Here is a 14,681-nt window from a genome sequence, read left to right as displayed (position 1 = left end):
GGGCGCCTGCGCGCTGAAATGTGTTTATCATAAGCGTCTATTTGCCTAGCTTGCCACGGACACCATGACCGAGAACGACTATCTGCTCGCCTGGGGCCTTTACGCCCTGGCCGCCCTGGGTTGCCTGGCGGTGGGCTTTCGCCTTACCCGCTGGATGTGGCGTTGGCTGCGCGAACCCCTGCGGGTATTGATGGCAGTGCTGCTGCTGACCCCGACCATCATTGACCCGGTCAAGGAAAAATTTGCCCCGGCCATTGCCATTACTGCCCTCGACCTGCTGTTCAAGGTTGGCAACAACGTCTTGCGTGCCGCGGCTGACCTGGCGATGTACGGCATGATCGCTTTCGCGCTGTACGGGGTATTCGTGGTGGTGCGTTGGCCGCTGGAAAAGCGCGCCAGAGCCCGAAGTGAGCAAGCTGAGGCAGCCGCCAAGCGCGATGCCGAGGAAGCTACACCCAGTGAGGCATTCGCCGCCGACAATCGCGACCGTTATCGCAATCCGCCTGAAGCACCACTGGGCGGCAACCGTTCGCGGGTTGAGCCGCGCTTGTAGGATTTGCCCCGGAGCAGCCAAGCATGTGTGAACTATTGGGCATGAGCGCCAACGTGCCGACCGATATCGTTTTCAGCTTTACCGGGCTGATGCAGCGCGGTGGCCGCACCGGTCCACATCGCGACGGCTGGGGTATCGGTTTCTACGAAGGCCGTGGCCTGCGCCTGTTCCAGGACCCGGCGGCAAGTTGCGAATCGGAAGTGGCCAATCTGGTCCAGCGTTATCCGATCAAGAGCGAGGTGGTGATTGGCCACATTCGCCAGGCCAATGTCGGCAAGGTGTGCCTGTCCAATACCCACCCCTTTGTGCGAGAGCTATGGGGTCGCAATTGGTGCTTTGCCCATAACGGCCAGTTGGGTCAGTTTCAGGGCTCGACCAGTTTCTACCGACCGATTGGCGATACCGACAGCGAAGCAGCGTTCTGCGACTTGCTCAACCGCATACGCGAAGCCTTCCCGGAACCGGTCGAGGTCGAAATGCTTCTGCCGGTGCTGGTCGAAGCCTGCGCCGAGTACCGTGGCAAGGGGGTGTTCAATTGCCTGCTCAGTGATGGCGACTGGCTGTTTTGCTTCTGCTCGACCAAGCTTGTGCATATCACCCGTCGCGCCCCGTTCGGGCCGGCGCGGCTCAAGGACGTCGACATGATTGTCGACTTTCAGGCCGAAACCACCCCCAATGACGTGGTGACGGTGATTGCTACCGAGGCGTTGACCGAGAACGAGACCTGGCAGCGCTATGAACCCGGTCAATGGGCATTGTGGCGCCAAGGCGAGTGCCTGGCCCAGGGACAACGCTAAGGGATAGTCCATGTTCAGAAGTTACCTGCGGTTGATACTGTTCACCTTCGGTTTGCTGGTGGGTGTGCAGGTTCCTGGTTTGATCAACGACTATAGCCAGCGAGTTGACGCGCACCTGCTTGAGTCTCGCGAAGGCCTCAAGGGCTTCCAGGCAACGGCGCAGCGTTTCTTCAATGGCGATTTGCAGGCGTTGGTTCGCCACTACCGCAGCAGTGACGATCCGGTGTTCAACAGCGATGCCAACAGCATCGAAAGCCTGTTGATCCGCAATCGCGTGTTCGAGCACGAATGGCAGATGCTGCAGAGCGGCTGGCTGGAGCGAACCTGGCACGTGCTGGTCAACGCCGATAGTCAGTTGCGTGAAGAAACCCTCAAAGGCTACAGCTACCAGATTCTCCTCGCACCCGAAGCGCTGGCCTGGGGGCTGAGCTGCGCCTTGGTGCTGGCGCTGTTGGTGGAGAGTCTGTTGTTGCTGGTCGGCTGGGTAGCACTTGGCGGGCGGCGCAAGCCGGTTGCCGAGAGCTGGCGCTAAACCAGTTTGATACGCTCGGGGCCGGCATTGGCGGCGTAACGTTCAAGCACATTGCGACACAGCGCTACCACTTCATCTACCAGCTCGACCCCGGTTTGCCAGGCCACCACCAGCTCCAGGCTTGGCGGTTGTTGCACCAGCGCCAGTTGGGTCAGTTCACCACGCGCCAATTCCTCGCTGACCAGCGCCGGGGGGAGGGCGCCGATACCGAAGCCGTCACGTAACAAGCGGGTAATGGCTGCCACCGAATTCACGCAGTTCAAGCGCGGTGCACTGACACCTTCGGCCTGAAGCAGGCTAAGCACTTCTTGATGCGGCCGGGAGTTTTTCGAGAAGGTCACGATACGCTCGCGAGCAAGCTCGGCCAGCGAAGAAAAATCGCGGTTGTAGATGGACTGGGTGGCAACGATCCAGCCCATGGGATAGCGCGCCAGGTCCAGGCTACGGATCGATTCCTGACGCAGCAGGTCGGTTTGCAGAATGACATCGAGGAAGCCTTTTTGCAGTTGTTCGCGCAAGTTGAGTGCGGTATCGGCGACCAGCTCGATTTCGACCTGTGGGTAGCGCTCCATCAGTTCCGACACCAGCGGGCTCATCCAGGTATGGATCACCGTATCCATGACGCCCAGGCGCACGCGGCCGACCTTCGCCCGATCGCTGTCTAGCGATTGCTTGAGCGCCTTGGCGGTGTCGAGCATCTGTTCGGCGTATTCAAGCACCTTGCTGCCTTCAGGCGTAAGGCTGACCCCACGCGAATCGCGCAGCAGCAACTTGACCCCAAGGTCCGCCTCCAGCGCGGCAATACGGCTGGAGATCGAGGCCTGGGTGGTGAAGAGCTTCTCGGCGGTCAGGCGAAAGCTCTTGAGCCGGGCCACCCAGACAAAGGTTTCGAGGAACTTGAGGTTCATGTGTGCTCACTGATCAATTTTTTCTTATGCCAGACAGCTGGTTTTTCTCGTTGGACGTAACGGCGCCAGGGTCAAAAAATATCGGCATGGTTGCGACGTAGATCGCCGCCTTTAAAACAATACCAACAAGCTGAGGCAACCATGAACCCATCGGGCGTGCAGCAACAGACCAAATCCAGATCCGTGGCGGGACCTTTCGACTGGTACCGCAACATCAACAAGCAGGAACGCCGCACCTTCTGGAGCTGCAAGATCGGTTACGGCCTGGATGGCATGGACACGCAGATGCTCAGCTTTGTCGTTCCTACCCTGATTGCACTGTGGGGGATCACTACGGCCGAAGCCGGTTTGATTCACACCAGCACCCTGATCGCTTCGGCCCTCGGTGGTTGGATCGCCGGTATTCTGTCCGACCGTATCGGCCGGGTGCGCACCCTGCAACTGACCGTGCTGTGGTTCGCCTTCTTCACTTTCCTCTGTGGTTTCGCCCAGAACTACGAACAGCTGTTGATCGCTCGCACCCTGATGGGCTTCGGTTTTGGTGGTGAGTGGACCGCCGGCGCCGTGTTGATCGGTGAAGTCATTCGCGCCAAGGACCGCGGTAAAGCGGTGGGCATGGTGCAGTCGGGCTGGGCTATTGGCTGGGGCCTGACCGCGATTCTCTACGCGGTTCTGTTCACCCTGCTGCCACCGGAAGATGCCTGGCGGGCCCTGTTCCTGTTGGGGATCGTGCCTGCGGTGTTCGTGATTTTCGTACGACGCCTGGTCAAGGACCCGGAAGTCTACCGCCAGGCCAAGGCGGCGGAAAAAGCCGAGGCACCGTCGCATTTCTATGAAATTTTCGCTCCCGGCATGCTTTTCACCACCCTTCGCGCTTCGCTGCTGACCACGGGTGCCTTGGGTGGGTACTACGCCATCACCTCGTGGCTGCCGACCTTCCTCAAGAACGAACGCGGCCTGAGCGTACTCGGCACGGGCGGCTACCTGGCCATGGTGATCTTCGGTTCGTACGTAGGCTATGTGATCAGCGCCTACCTGACAGACCTCCTGGGGCGTAAAAAGAACTTCATTCTGTTCGCCGTGGGCTCATTCGTTATCGTGCTGCTCTACACCCAGATGCAGGTCAGCGATGGCGTCATGCTTTGGCTTGGCTTTCCTCTGGGCTTCTTTGCCTCGGGTATTTTCAGTGGCATGGGGGCGTTTCTCACTGAACTCTTCCCCACGCGTATCCGTGGCTCGGGCCAGGGCTTTTGCTACAACATTGGACGCGCCCTGGCAGCGTTCTTCCCGCTGCTGATCGGTATGCTCAGCCAGAAGGTGCCGCTGGGCCTGGGTATCGGCGCATTTGCCGCGGTGTCCTACGGAGTGGTAATTCTGGCAGCGTTGAGCCTGCCGGAAACGCGCGGCAAAGAACTTGAAGCCCATTAAGGCCAAGCCTGAAGGAGTTACAGACGTGAGCCGCCTACTACTGAATTGCGATATGGGTGAAAGTTTCGGCAGTTGGACCATGGGCCTGGATGCCCAGGTCATGCCCTTTGTCGACTGTGCCAATATCGCCTGCGGTTTCCATGCCGGTGATCCGGGCATCATGCGCAAAGCGGTGGCCTTGGCTGTTGCCAGCAACGTAGGCATTGGTGCCCATCCGGCCTATCAGGACCTTGCAGGCTTCGGTCGTCGTTCCATGGCCTGCAGTGCTGAAGAAATCCGTGACCTGCTGCATTACCAGATCGGTGCGCTCGATGGCATCTGTCGCACCCAGGGCACGCGCGTTGCTTATGTGAAGCCCCACGGTGCGCTGTATAACGACATGATGGCCGACCCGCTCAAGCTGCGCGCCGTGCTGGAGGCGGTGAGCAGCTACGGTCGGGATTTACCGTTGATGCTCATGGCCACGGCTGACAACAGTGCTGCCCAGGCCTTGGGCGATGAGTATGGCGTCACGTTGTGGTTCGAGGCCTTTGCCGACCGTGGCTACGATGCCGCCGGGCACTTGCTGTCGCGGCGCTTGCCGGGCGCTGTGCATCATGACCCGGCGCTGATTGTCGATCAGGCCTTGCGCCTGGCTCGAGGCGAGCCGCTGATCGCCGTGGACGGCAGCGAACTGCGCCTGCACGCGCATACGCTGTGCGTGCATGGCGACAACGAAAGTTCGGTGGCGGCGGTGCAGCAGATTCGTGAAGCGCTCGATAGCCTGGTGAACTCATGAAGCAGCGCATTGAAACGGCGGCCATTGACTGCCTGATGGTGCGTTTGTTCGACGCTATCGATGAGACCAACATGCCCTGGATGCTGGCGGCGAGTCAGCGCTTGCGGGCTGTATTCGGCGCACAGCTGATCGATCTGGTGCCGTCCTATACAACAGTGATGGTGCATTTCGACCTCATGCAACTGTCGCCGCAGCAGGCCCGAATCCTGATTCGCGAAGCGCTGGAAAACCTGCAACTCGATAATGGCAGCGGTGGCAGCCTGCACGAAATTCCAGTGTGGTACGACCTCAGTGTCGGGCCGGAGTTGAGCCTGTTGGCGGCGCGCTGCAATGCCTCGGTGGCCGACATCGTGCGTCGTCACAGTGAGCGCGAGTATCAGGTGTTCGCCTTGGGCTTCGCCCCGGGGTTTGCGTTCATGGGCCTGGTTGAAGAGGCGCTGGCGGCGCCGCGCTTGTCCACCCCACGCAAGCGCGTGGCGGCAGGCAGCGTGGGGATCGCCGAGCGCCAGACCGCTGCTTACCCTGCGGTGTCGCCTGGAGGCTGGAACCTGATCGGCCGCACCCCGAGCACACTCTTTGACCGTCAGCGGCAAGGCTACAGCCTGCTGCAGCCGGGCGATCGGGTGCGATTCGTGGCGGTGGACCGTGGCACCTTTATCAACCTGGGCGGCGACGATACCCCGCAGGAGAGGTTGGCATGAGCCGCTTGTCGATCGAGGCCAGCACCGCGCTGTGCCTGTTGCAGGACGCCGGGCGCTTTGGTGTGCGTCATCTGGGCGTGACCCAGGGTGGGGCGCTGGATTGGGTGTCGATGCGGTGGGCCAACTGGCTGTTGGGCAATGCTGCCGATGCTGCGGTAGTGGAAGTTACCTTGGGTGGTTTCAGCCTGGTGGCTGAGCAGGATTGCCACCTGGCACTTGCAGGGGCAGATCTGGATGCGCGCATTGATGGCCAGCCGCTCAAGCCCTGGTCCAGCTTCACCTTGGCGCGAGGTCAGCGTCTGCGCCTGAACCAGCCCTTGCAGGGGGCTCGCGCCTACCTCGCCGCACCGGGTGGGTTCGACGCTGTACAGGTCCTGGGCAGTTGTGCCAGCGTGGTGCGTGAGGCGTTGGGCGGGCTTGACGGTCTGGGCTCGACGCTGGCCAAGGGGCAGCAACTGAGTTACAGCGGCCAGTCGTGTGGCGGGCGAGAGGTGCCGCTGGCATTGCGCCCGCAGTTCAGCAACAACAGCCTGGACTTGCTGCTGGGCGCCCAGATTGGCGACTTCAGCGGCATGAGTCTGTTCGACGTCTTCAACCGTGACTGGACCCTGGACAACCGCGCCGACCGCATGGGCATGCGCTTGCTTGGCCCTGCCTTGCAGTATCAAGGGGCGCCGATGATTTCCGAGGGTATTGCGCTGGGCGCCGTTCAAGTTCCGTCGGATGGCCAGCCAATTGTGTTGCTCAACGATCGCCAGACCATTGGTGGCTATCCGCGCTTGGGCGCGTTGACGCCGTTGGCGCTGGCACGCCTGGCGCAGATGCTGCCGGGGAACGTAGTGAGATTCCGGCCAGTGGTGCAGGAGACGGCTTGGCAGGAGCAGCGGACGTTCATCGAGAGATTTGCAGGATGATGGATCGCTAGGCAAGCACGCTCGGTCAGGAGCGGGCTTGCCCGGCGAAAAGCACTACTTGGACAAGAACCGCATTCCTTCTTCCAGCCCCCGCAAGGTCAATGGAAACATCCGGTCCTCAACCAGCTCGCGAACGATGTTGGTCGAGGTGGTGTAGCCCCAGGTGTCCTTGGGATACGGGTTGATCCAGATGAGTTTCTTGTACTTCTCCATGAAACGCTGCATCCACACGTATCCGGCTTCTTCGTTCCAATGCTCGACGCTACCGCCCGGCTGGGTGATTTCGTAGGGGGCCATTGCCGCATCGCCGACGAACACCACTTTGTAATCAGCGCCGTATTTGTGCAGCAGGTCCATGGTCGAGGTGCGTTCGGAGGTGCGACGCATGTTGTTCTTCCACACCGACTCATAAACGAAGTTGTGGAAGTAGTAATATTCCAAGTGCTTGAATTCGGTCTTGCAGGCCGAAAACAGCTCTTCGCAGATTTTCACGTGAGCATCCATCGAACCGCCGATATCGAACAGTAGCAGCAACTTGACGCTGTTACGGCGTTCCGGACGCATCTGGATATTGAGCAAGCCCGCATCGCGCGCGGTGTGGTCGATGGTGCCGTCGATATCCAGCTCTTCGGCCGCGCCCTGGCGCGCAAACTTGCGCAAGCGGCGCAGTGCCAGCTTGATGTTGCGCGTGCCCAGTTCGACCTGATCGTCGAGGTTCTTGTACTCGCGCTGATCCCAGACCTTGACCGCCTTGCCTTGACGCTTGCCAGCATCGCCGACCCGAATGCCTTCGGGGTTGTACCCACCTGAGCCAAACGGACTGGTACCGCCGGTGCCGATCCACTTGTTGCCGCCGGCATGGCGTTCCTTCTGCTCTTCAAGACGCTTCTTGAACTCTTCGATGAGCTTGTCCAGCCCGCCCAGGGACTGGATCTGGGCGCGTTCTTCGTCGGTCAGCGAGCGTTCGAACTCCTTGCGCAACCAATCTTCCGGAATCAGTGCTTCCAGATGCTGGTTAAGGTTCTCAAGGCCCTTGAAGTAGGCAGAGAACGCGCGGTCGAACTTGTCGAAATGACGCTCGTCCTTGACCAGGATCGCCCGCGACAGGAAGTAGAACTCGTCCATGTCGGCAAAGGTGACCCGCTGCTTGAGCGCATTGATCAGATCGAGCAGCTCGCGGACCGACACCGGCACCTTGGCTGCGCGCATTTCATTGAACAGATTGAGCAACATGGCTATTGCCCCCTGGCTCAGCGGTTACCGCGACGGCTCATGAAGGCCAGGCGCTCGAGCAGTTGCACATCCTGTTCGTTTTTAACCAGGGCACCGGCCAATGGCGGGATAGCCTTGGTCGGATCGCGTTCACGCAACACGGCTTCGCCAATGTTGTCGGCCATCAGCAGCTTCAGCCAGTCGACCAATTCGGAGGTGGACGGCTTTTTCTTCAGGCCCGGCACCTTGCGCACGTCGAAGAACACGTCCAGCGCTTCGCTGACCAGGTCCTTCTTGATGTTCGGGTAATGGACATCGACGATCTGCTGCAGGGTGTCGCGGTCGGGGAAGGCGATGTAATGGAAGAAGCAGCGGCGCAGGAAGGCGTCGGGCAGTTCTTTCTCGTTGTTCGAGGTAATGATGATGATCGGACGATGCTTGGCCTTGATCGTCTCGTCGGTCTCGTAAACGTAGAACTCCATCTTGTCCAGTTCTTGCAACAGGTCGTTGGGGAACTCGATGTCGGCTTTGTCGATTTCGTCGATCAGCAGAATGACCCGCTCCTCGGCTTCGAAGGCTTCCCAGAGCTTGCCCTTTTTCAGGTAGTTGCGTACGTCGTGAACCTTGTCCACGCCCAGTTGCGAATCGCGCAGGCGACTCACCGCGTCATATTCGTAGAGCCCCTGGTGGGCCTTGGTGGTCGACTTGATGTGCCAGGTGATCAGTTTGGCGCCAAAGGACTCGGCCAACTGTTCGGCGAGCATGGTCTTGCCGGTACCGGGTTCACCCTTGACCAGCAGTGGCCGCTCCAGGGTGATTGCCGCGTTGACTGCCAGTTTCAGGTCGTTTGTGGCGACGTATGTGCTGGTGCCTTCGAACTTCATGAACCGATCCTCTAACGTAGCGCCGGGGTGCATGGCCCCTGGCAGAAAAATTGTCATGCACGACTATAACGCGGGCTCTGGTCGACTGGGAACGCAGACGGTCCATTCAGTCTCTGAATAGCCCGTCACTTGTTGACTTGGTCAGACTGGGGAGGCGCTTGCTCGTAGCGTGCATTAAAGGCCTGGACAAAGCCGTTGCGCAGAATCTGCAGGAACGCTTCAAAGGCACTGATATCGCTTTTGTGCACGCTGCCGCTCAGTTCTACACGGGTAGCGAATTGGTTCTTGCGCTGGTTTTTCAGCACCGTTTCAGTGCCGCCTACCAATGCTTCCCAGATCGAGCGAAAAAAGCCTTTGTCTTCGTTTTTTACATCCTGCTGCCAGTTGAACACGTCGACGTCGCGCAGCAGGGGCTTGATGTAACCGGTAAGACGACCGTTTTTCGCTTCAGCTTCGATGACCAGGTCGCCGTGCCCGGCGTTGAAGTCGAACTTGCCGTAGGCACTGGCAAAGTCGTTGAGCCTTCGCAGTTGGATGTCCGTGGCACGCAGGCGAAACTGGAAGTCGTCGAAGTCGCTGAATGGGTCGAACGTGGCACTGCTTTGTACCTCGGCATCGCCCAGTAGCCGGGCCTTGCCATTGAAGCGCGCATCGCGCCGGCCCTTGAGGTCTTCGACGTTGGTCAGGTTACGGATGCTGGCATCCAGGTGGGTGGCCTTCAAATCGACCGGAGGCTTGGAATTGAAGTTGTTGAAGGTCAGGGTGCCGTTATCGATACGCACCTCGTTCAACGTAAGGGGCAGCAGTTTTTCCAGCTGCTGACGCCAGTCGGTCCCGCGCCCGGTCTGCGATGTTTGCCGGGAACCGCCGTCGACGAAATTCAGCTCGGGACGCAGGAACACCACCTCGGCGACGACCGCATGCTCGTACCATAGCGAGCGCCAGCTGACCGAGAGGTCGATCATGGGTGCCTGCAGGAAGGGCACAGGCACCTTGCCGGTGGTCTTGACGATGGTCAGGCCGTTGATCTTGTAGGCGCCGCGCCACCAGGCAAGATCAACGTCGGTGACGTGCCCGCGGTAGTCGCCCATGTCGGCAAGTTTGTCGTTGAGGTAATTGCGTACCAGCACTGGCAGGCTCAAATGCAGGACCAGCAACAGCAGGGCAAGGCTCAATAGTCCCCATAGGGGCCAACGGTAGTGGGGTTTCATCGACGATGGTTCCGGTCAGGGGTATTGATCGGTTGACTGCGGGCAGCCCCAGGGGTTCGCAGTGATGGACGCACCGGCCTGGCAGGCTTACCCTTGGAGTTTTCCCTTCGGTGCAAAAAGGACCCCGCGATGAGCCGTATCTTTGCTGACAACGCGCACTCCATCGGCAACACGCCGCTGGTGCAGATCAATCGCATCGCCCCGCGCGGCGTGACCATCCTGGCCAAGACGGAAGGGCGCAATCCAGGCTATTCGGTCAAATGCCGGATCGGCGCAAACATGATCTGGGACGCTGAAAGCAGCGGTAAGCTCAAGACTGGCATGACTATCGTTGAGCCAACCTCGGGCAACACCGGAATTGGTCTGGCCTTCGTGGCTGCGGCGCGCGGTTACAAACTGATGCTGACTATGCCGGCCTCGATGAGTATCGAGCGCCGCAAGGTTCTCAAGGCGCTGGGGGCTGAACTGGTGCTGACCGAGCCGGCCAAAGGTATGAAAGGCGCTATCGAGAAGGCTGCAGAGATCGTTGCCAGCGACCCGGCGACCTATTTCCTGCCTGGCCAGTTCGAAAACCCGGCCAATCCGGCAATTCACGAAAAAACCACCGGCCCGGAAATCTGGAACGATACCGACGGTGCGGTCGATGTGCTGGTTTCCGGGGTGGGTACCGGTGGCACCCTTACCGGGATTTCGCGCTATATCAAGCAGACTCAGGGCAAAGCCATTATTTCGGTAGCAGTTGAACCGATGGTCTCGCCCGTGATCACCCAAGCCCTGGCCGGCGAAGAAATCAAACCGAGCCCGCACAAGATCCAGGGCATTGGCGCAGGCTTCGTGCCGAAGAATCTTGATCTGGCCATGGTCGATCTGGTCGAGCTGGTCAGCGATGAGGAGTCCAAGGCCATGGCCCTGCGCCTGATGCAGGAAGAAGGCATCCTGTGCGGGATTTCCTCCGGCGCAGCCATGGCGGCCGCCGTGCGCCTCGCGGAAAAACCCGAGATGCAAGGCAAGACCATCGTCGTTATCCTCCCAGACTCGGGAGAGCGCTACCTGTCGAGCATGCTTTTCAGCGATCTGTTCACGGAGCAGGAAACCCAGCAGTAAGCCCGTCCACGCTGACCCGGCGCAATTAATTGCGTCGGCGTTTATTGCACAATCCTTAACAGTGAATGCTGGCAGTGGTTGTTTTTACCAGGACCGGATCAGTTTATGATGCCCGATTAATCTGGCAGCGATGATCAGATCGAAATTCCAAGGAGTGTTGCATGACCTTTTCCTTTGTCGCCAAGGCAGGTGTGTTGTTGCTGTTTTTCGGCAGCACCTTGTATGTTCACCTGCGCGGCAAGGCGCGTTTGCCAATGTTGCGCCAATTCGTCAACCATTCGGCGCTGTTCGCTCCTTATAACGCCTTGATGTACCTGTTTTCCGGAGTACCGTCCAAACCGTACCTGGACCGTACGCGCTTTCCCGAGCTCGATGTGCTCAAGGATAACTGGGAAGTGATCCGCGAAGAGGCCATGCACTTGTTCGACGAGGGTTACATCCGTGCCGCCGAAAAAGATAACGACGCAGGCTTTGGTTCCTTCTTCAAGAAGGGCTGGAAGCGCTTTTACCTGAAGTGGTACGACAAAGCCCTGCCGTCTGCTGAAGCGCTGTGCCCGAAGACCGTCGAACTGGTCAACAGCATTCCCAACGTAAAGGGCGCAATGTTTGCCCTGCTGCCGGGTGGCAGCCATTTGAACCCGCACCGTGATCCGTTTGCCGGTTCGCTGCGCTATCACCTGGGCCTATCGACGCCGAACTCCGACAGCTGCCGGATCTACGTCGATGGTCAGGCCTATGCCTGGCGCGATGGTGAAGACGTGATGTTCGATGAAACCTACGTGCATTGGGTGAAGAACGAAACCGAGACCACCCGGGTAATTCTGTTTTGCGATGTCGAGCGTCCGCTCAACAGTCCGCTGATGACCCGCATCAATCGCAAGGTCAGTGCCTTCCTCGGCCGTGCGACCGCACCGCAGAACACCGACGACGAGCGCGTGGGTGGGATCAACCAGGCCTATGCCTGGAGCAAGCGCTTCAGCAACGTGATCAGTGGTCGGGTCAAACAGTTCAAGCGTGCCAACCCCAAGGCTTACCGCGTGTTGCGTCCGGTGTTGGCGGTGGTTGTTGCCTACCTGTTGTATCGCTGGTTGTTCTGATGTTTTACACGGTGTGAGCCCTGGCCCGATCGCCGGCAGGGTTCGTGCCTGGCAAATGCACACCAGCCTGCTTGCCAGACGGAAATAGGCTGGTCTATAGTCTGCGAACTTCATCTCACCGAAGACCTGCTCATGCCAGCTTCCCCACTCAGCATCGTATTCACTACCGCGCCCGACGCGGTGGTAGTCGTGCGTGGGCGTCAGCAGCCGGCCATGATCAGTCACTACCCACCACCTGTCAGTAGCGTGGTTGTGTGCGTTCTCGCACCACCAGGCGTGGTAGTGCTGGGCTAAGCGGTCAATCGCTGCGTCGCCCACACCTGCACCCTACTGATTACGGTTGGCTGCCCGCATCGGGCAGCACCGTTCGGCTTATTTGCCCGAATACAGGTGGCATTCATGTTTGCTCTTTCGAAAGAATCCGTGGCCGCGGCGGCCACCACCAGCTTGTTCGTCCTGCTCTGGAGTAGTGGGGCGATTGTCTCCAAGCTGGGTCTGGCCCATGCCAGTCCCTTTGCCTTCTTGCTCATGCGTTCGGCGCTGGCGTTATGTGGTCTGTTGGTGCTTGCACCGATGCTCGGGCTGCGCTGGCCGCGAGGGCGCACGGCAGTGCTGCAGGCACTGGTAACCGGTGCTGTGCTGCTCGGCGCCTATCAGATCTTCTACTTGCTGGCGCTCAATACCCACGTGACACCCGGCATCATGGCGACTGTGATGGGCGTGCAGCCGATCCTCACGGTGGTGTTGATGGAGCGTCAGCGTTCCTGGAGCCGGTTGTTCGGCCTGGGATTGGGCTTGAGCGGCTTGATCATGGTGGTGTACCAGGGCATCGGTTTTGGCGGTATTTCTCTGCTCGGCATGCTCTTCGCCTTGCTGGCATTGGCAAGCATGACCTTGGGTTCGATCATGCAGAAGCGCATTACCGACAATCCCATGGGGACCCTGCCTTTACAGTATGTTGCCGGGCTGCTGATGTGCGCGCTGTTCGCCCCACTGCAACCCTTGCATGTCGAGATGACTGGCAGCTTTGTCGGCGCCTTGCTGTGGATGGGGCTGGTGGTTTCGCTGCTGGCGACGTTGCTGCTGTACCGGCTGATTGCCCGTGGCAACCTGGTTAACGTCACCAGTCTGTTCTACCTGGTGCCCGCCGTGACTGCAGTGATGGACTACCTGATCTTCGGTAACCGCCTGGCAGCGTTGAGCCTGTTGGGCATGGGGCTGATCGTGATCGGCCTGCTGTTTGTGTTCCGCAAGCCAGCGGCAGCTGTTACGCAGCTACGTACCGACTAGTGTTGCGAGCCGCCCGGCGCCTAGGCCGGGCGGCTTGCGTTTCAGAAGTAGTAACCAATGTTGATGTTGGTGCGGTAATACCAGTCATTGCTGCCGATGGAGCTGGTGCTGGTCCAGCCGGTGCCATTTTCCGCGCCGCCGAAAGGGTTGGCGTTCTTCGCCCAGGTCAGGTCGAGCCAAGCCATGATCGGCATGGCCAGGAACTGCGCACCGACGGTGAACATCTGCGAGTCGTCCCAGCCGCTTTTGTCTTTCATCATCCGGCTGTAGTCGTTGTACAGCTTGATCTTCTTCAACTGCCCCAGGCTTGGCGTAAAGATGTCGTAGCCGATGTTGACCGACGCAATGGTTGCCTTGGATGCGATCAGGAAGGCCGGCGTCAGGCCGTTGCCGCCCATCAACACGGAGTCGTCACTGACACCGTCCGGGTTTTTCGGGTCATATTCATAGCGGATGGCTTGGCTGGTAACGGTCCACGGACCGGCGTTGATGATGGCGTGGACGCCACCTGCCCAGTAGTCGCCATTGTCGTCTGTGGTGGCGTTGTAGAGTTGCGCAGCGGCCAGCGAGGCGCCGATTTCGGTTTTCCAGCCATCCCCGGTAAAGGTCCGGGCGACCCTGGCGTTGACCTGATTGCGCTTTTCGTTGTCTTGGCGCGATTGGGTGAAAGGCACGGCGTTGTCGTTCAGGTCGGAGTAGCGACCGACTTCCGGTGAGTAGCGAATGCCGCTAGGCAGCATGCGCGGAAAGTAGCCTAGCTGCAGATCCCAGTCCTTGTCCTTGTAGCTGTATTTGAGACCCGTGCCGGCACTCACGCCGTAGCCCATGAAAAACGGAATGTGATAGCTCCAGCCAAACTGTGGGTAAGGTTCCAGGCCAAAGGGTTTGAACGGCGCACCAACTTGAAGGTTGGCATTAGGGGTAAACCGATAACCCACGTAGCCGCGGTCGATAGAGCGTTTGCCGTCGTCCTGAAACCAGTAGCCGACATCACTGAACAATTGTTTGTGGGTGGCCTGGACATCGATACGGAAGGTATCGAAAAGAAAACGGCCATTGTTCTCTGTGGTGTCCCAATGTTCATCCCGGTAGTTCACCCGCAGGGCACCGCCGATATCCAATGAGCTTTGTCCGTCGTCACTGCGCCAGGCAATGTGTGGGAACGGCTTTTTTACCGCAGGTGGCTGATCGGGTGCGGCCGGACCGGGTTCGGAGGCGAAACTTGCACAACTACTGAGGATCAGGCCCAGGCTTACCACGTACTTGTTCATA

16 protein-coding genes are annotated in these 14,681 nt (G+C 59.5%); 11 read left to right on the top strand and 5 right to left on the bottom strand.

Annotation, left to right across the window (positions count from 1 at the left end; translation table 11 throughout):
* Nucleotides 1–64 precede the first annotated feature (64 nt).
* From D3Z90_RS20195 to D3Z90_RS20185, 3 genes are read left to right on the top strand one after another with little or no spacing between them, the layout of a single operon-like run.
* The gene (locus D3Z90_RS20195) at nucleotides 65–553 is read left to right on the top strand and encodes an MFS transporter (RefSeq protein ID WP_136477697.1); all 489 of its coding nucleotides are present in this window, start codon (nucleotides 65–67) and stop codon (nucleotides 551–553) included.
* Between the two features lie 23 nt (nucleotides 554–576).
* Nucleotides 577–1,350 (top strand): class II glutamine amidotransferase, encoded by a 774-nt coding sequence (locus D3Z90_RS20190; protein WP_136477696.1) that lies wholly within the window; start codon nucleotides 577–579, stop codon nucleotides 1,348–1,350.
* A 10-nt stretch (nucleotides 1,351–1,360) separates the two neighbouring features.
* Nucleotides 1,361–1,882 (top strand): DUF2937 family protein, encoded by a 522-nt coding sequence (locus D3Z90_RS20185; protein WP_136477695.1) that lies wholly within the window; start codon nucleotides 1,361–1,363, stop codon nucleotides 1,880–1,882.
* Here the strand turns inward: D3Z90_RS20185 and D3Z90_RS20180 are convergent.
* Nucleotides 1,879–2,790 carry a LysR family transcriptional regulator gene (locus tag D3Z90_RS20180; RefSeq protein ID WP_136477694.1) on the bottom strand — a complete coding sequence of 304 codons (912 nt, stop codon included), beginning with the start codon at nucleotides 2,788–2,790 and terminating at the stop codon, nucleotides 1,879–1,881. The two genes, D3Z90_RS20185 and D3Z90_RS20180, sit on opposite strands and share 4 nt — an antisense overlap.
* 141 nt (nucleotides 2,791–2,931) lie before the next feature.
* Between D3Z90_RS20180 and D3Z90_RS20175 the strand changes: the two genes are divergently transcribed.
* The 4 genes from D3Z90_RS20175 to D3Z90_RS20160 are packed head-to-tail and all read left to right on the top strand — an operon-like array spanning nucleotide 2,932 to nucleotide 6,611.
* Nucleotides 2,932–4,218 carry an MFS transporter gene (locus tag D3Z90_RS20175; RefSeq protein WP_136477693.1) on the top strand — a complete coding sequence of 429 codons (1,287 nt, stop codon included), beginning with the start codon at nucleotides 2,932–2,934 and terminating at the stop codon, nucleotides 4,216–4,218.
* Nucleotides 4,219–4,243: 25 nt separating this feature from the next.
* Nucleotides 4,244–4,996, top strand: a complete 753-nt coding sequence (locus D3Z90_RS20170; RefSeq protein ID WP_136477692.1) for a 5-oxoprolinase subunit PxpA — start codon at nucleotides 4,244–4,246, stop codon at nucleotides 4,994–4,996.
* Complete coding sequence (pxpB, locus tag D3Z90_RS20165) at nucleotides 4,993–5,697, top strand: 5-oxoprolinase subunit PxpB (protein WP_136477691.1); 705 nt, start codon at nucleotides 4,993–4,995, stop codon at nucleotides 5,695–5,697. The genes D3Z90_RS20170 and pxpB overlap by 4 nt, the downstream gene beginning before the upstream one ends.
* The gene (locus D3Z90_RS20160) at nucleotides 5,694–6,611 is read left to right on the top strand and encodes a biotin-dependent carboxyltransferase family protein (protein WP_136477690.1); all 918 of its coding nucleotides are present in this window, start codon (nucleotides 5,694–5,696) and stop codon (nucleotides 6,609–6,611) included. Before pxpB ends, D3Z90_RS20160 begins: the two co-directional genes overlap by 4 nt.
* A 54-nt stretch (nucleotides 6,612–6,665) precedes the next feature.
* Here the strand turns inward: D3Z90_RS20160 and D3Z90_RS20155 are convergent, their stop codons facing one another.
* The 3 genes from D3Z90_RS20155 to D3Z90_RS20145 form a co-directional block, all read right to left on the bottom strand.
* Complete coding sequence (locus tag D3Z90_RS20155) at nucleotides 6,666–7,844, bottom strand: VWA domain-containing protein (protein ID WP_136477689.1); 1,179 nt, start codon at nucleotides 7,842–7,844, stop codon at nucleotides 6,666–6,668.
* A 17-nt stretch (nucleotides 7,845–7,861) separates the two neighbouring features.
* Nucleotides 7,862–8,707 carry a MoxR family ATPase gene (locus tag D3Z90_RS20150; RefSeq protein WP_136477688.1) on the bottom strand — a complete coding sequence of 282 codons (846 nt, stop codon included), beginning with the start codon at nucleotides 8,705–8,707 and terminating at the stop codon, nucleotides 7,862–7,864.
* 125 nt (nucleotides 8,708–8,832) lie between these two features.
* Nucleotides 8,833–9,918 carry a DUF748 domain-containing protein gene (locus D3Z90_RS20145; protein ID WP_136477687.1) on the bottom strand — a complete coding sequence of 362 codons (1,086 nt, stop codon included), beginning with the start codon at nucleotides 9,916–9,918 and terminating at the stop codon, nucleotides 8,833–8,835.
* 129 nt (nucleotides 9,919–10,047) lie between these two features.
* On the opposite strand from D3Z90_RS20145, the gene cysK reads away from it, so the two are divergent.
* The 4 genes from cysK to D3Z90_RS20130 all read left to right on the top strand — a co-directional run bounded on the left by cysK (nucleotide 10,048) and on the right by D3Z90_RS20130 (nucleotide 13,409).
* Nucleotides 10,048–11,022, top strand: a complete 975-nt coding sequence (gene cysK / locus D3Z90_RS20140; protein ID WP_136477686.1) for a cysteine synthase A — start codon at nucleotides 10,048–10,050, stop codon at nucleotides 11,020–11,022.
* A gap of 161 nt (nucleotides 11,023–11,183) precedes the next feature.
* Complete coding sequence (locus tag D3Z90_RS20135) at nucleotides 11,184–12,119, top strand: aspartyl/asparaginyl beta-hydroxylase domain-containing protein (RefSeq protein ID WP_136477685.1); 936 nt, start codon at nucleotides 11,184–11,186, stop codon at nucleotides 12,117–12,119.
* Nucleotides 12,120–12,251: 132 nt separating this feature from the next.
* Entirely contained in the window at nucleotides 12,252–12,413 is a 162-nt protein-coding gene (locus tag D3Z90_RS26865; protein ID WP_168198488.1) for a hypothetical protein, read from the top strand.
* Between the two features lie 105 nt (nucleotides 12,414–12,518).
* Nucleotides 12,519–13,409 (top strand): DMT family transporter, encoded by an 891-nt coding sequence (locus D3Z90_RS20130; protein ID WP_136477684.1) that lies wholly within the window; start codon nucleotides 12,519–12,521, stop codon nucleotides 13,407–13,409.
* Nucleotides 13,410–13,450: 41 nt separating this feature from the next.
* Here D3Z90_RS20130 and D3Z90_RS20125 read toward each other — a convergent pair whose 3' ends face one another.
* Nucleotides 13,451–14,680 carry a hypothetical protein gene (locus D3Z90_RS20125; protein WP_136477683.1) on the bottom strand — a complete coding sequence of 410 codons (1,230 nt, stop codon included), beginning with the start codon at nucleotides 14,678–14,680 and terminating at the stop codon, nucleotides 13,451–13,453.
* Nucleotide 14,681 lies beyond the last annotated feature (1 nt).

It is taken from the genome of Pseudomonas sp. DG56-2 (assembly GCF_004803755.1).
Classification (GTDB): domain Bacteria; phylum Pseudomonadota; class Gammaproteobacteria; order Pseudomonadales; family Pseudomonadaceae; genus Aquipseudomonas; species Aquipseudomonas auratipiscis.
The sequence above is the reverse complement of the archived record's forward strand: the minus strand, read 5'-3'. Positions and strand labels throughout refer to the sequence as shown.

Coding starts and splice junctions, on each gene's coding strand:
- D3Z90_RS20195 (WP_136477697.1), top strand. CDS start 65: ATGACCGAGAACGACTATCTGCTCGCCTGGGGCCTTTACGCCCTGGCC.
- D3Z90_RS20190 (WP_136477696.1), top strand. CDS start 577: ATGTGTGAACTATTGGGCATGAGCGCCAACGTGCCGACCGATATCGTT.
- D3Z90_RS20185 (WP_136477695.1), top strand. CDS start 1,361: ATGTTCAGAAGTTACCTGCGGTTGATACTGTTCACCTTCGGTTTGCTG.
- D3Z90_RS20180 (WP_136477694.1), bottom strand. CDS start 2,790: ATGAACCTCAAGTTCCTCGAAACCTTTGTCTGGGTGGCCCGGCTCAAG.
- D3Z90_RS20175 (WP_136477693.1), top strand. CDS start 2,932: ATGAACCCATCGGGCGTGCAGCAACAGACCAAATCCAGATCCGTGGCG.
- pxpB (WP_136477691.1), top strand. CDS start 4,993: ATGAAGCAGCGCATTGAAACGGCGGCCATTGACTGCCTGATGGTGCGT.
- D3Z90_RS20160 (WP_136477690.1), top strand. CDS start 5,694: ATGAGCCGCTTGTCGATCGAGGCCAGCACCGCGCTGTGCCTGTTGCAG.
- D3Z90_RS20155 (WP_136477689.1), bottom strand. CDS start 7,844: ATGTTGCTCAATCTGTTCAATGAAATGCGCGCAGCCAAGGTGCCGGTG.
- D3Z90_RS20150 (WP_136477688.1), bottom strand. CDS start 8,707: ATGAAGTTCGAAGGCACCAGCACATACGTCGCCACAAACGACCTGAAA.
- D3Z90_RS20145 (WP_136477687.1), bottom strand. CDS start 9,918: ATGAAACCCCACTACCGTTGGCCCCTATGGGGACTATTGAGCCTTGCC.
- cysK (WP_136477686.1), top strand. CDS start 10,048: ATGAGCCGTATCTTTGCTGACAACGCGCACTCCATCGGCAACACGCCG.
- D3Z90_RS20135 (WP_136477685.1), top strand. CDS start 11,184: ATGACCTTTTCCTTTGTCGCCAAGGCAGGTGTGTTGTTGCTGTTTTTC.
- D3Z90_RS26865 (WP_168198488.1), top strand. CDS start 12,252: ATGCCAGCTTCCCCACTCAGCATCGTATTCACTACCGCGCCCGACGCG.
- D3Z90_RS20130 (WP_136477684.1), top strand. CDS start 12,519: ATGTTTGCTCTTTCGAAAGAATCCGTGGCCGCGGCGGCCACCACCAGC.
- D3Z90_RS20125 (WP_136477683.1), bottom strand. CDS start 14,680: ATGAACAAGTACGTGGTAAGCCTGGGCCTGATCCTCAGTAGTTGTGCA.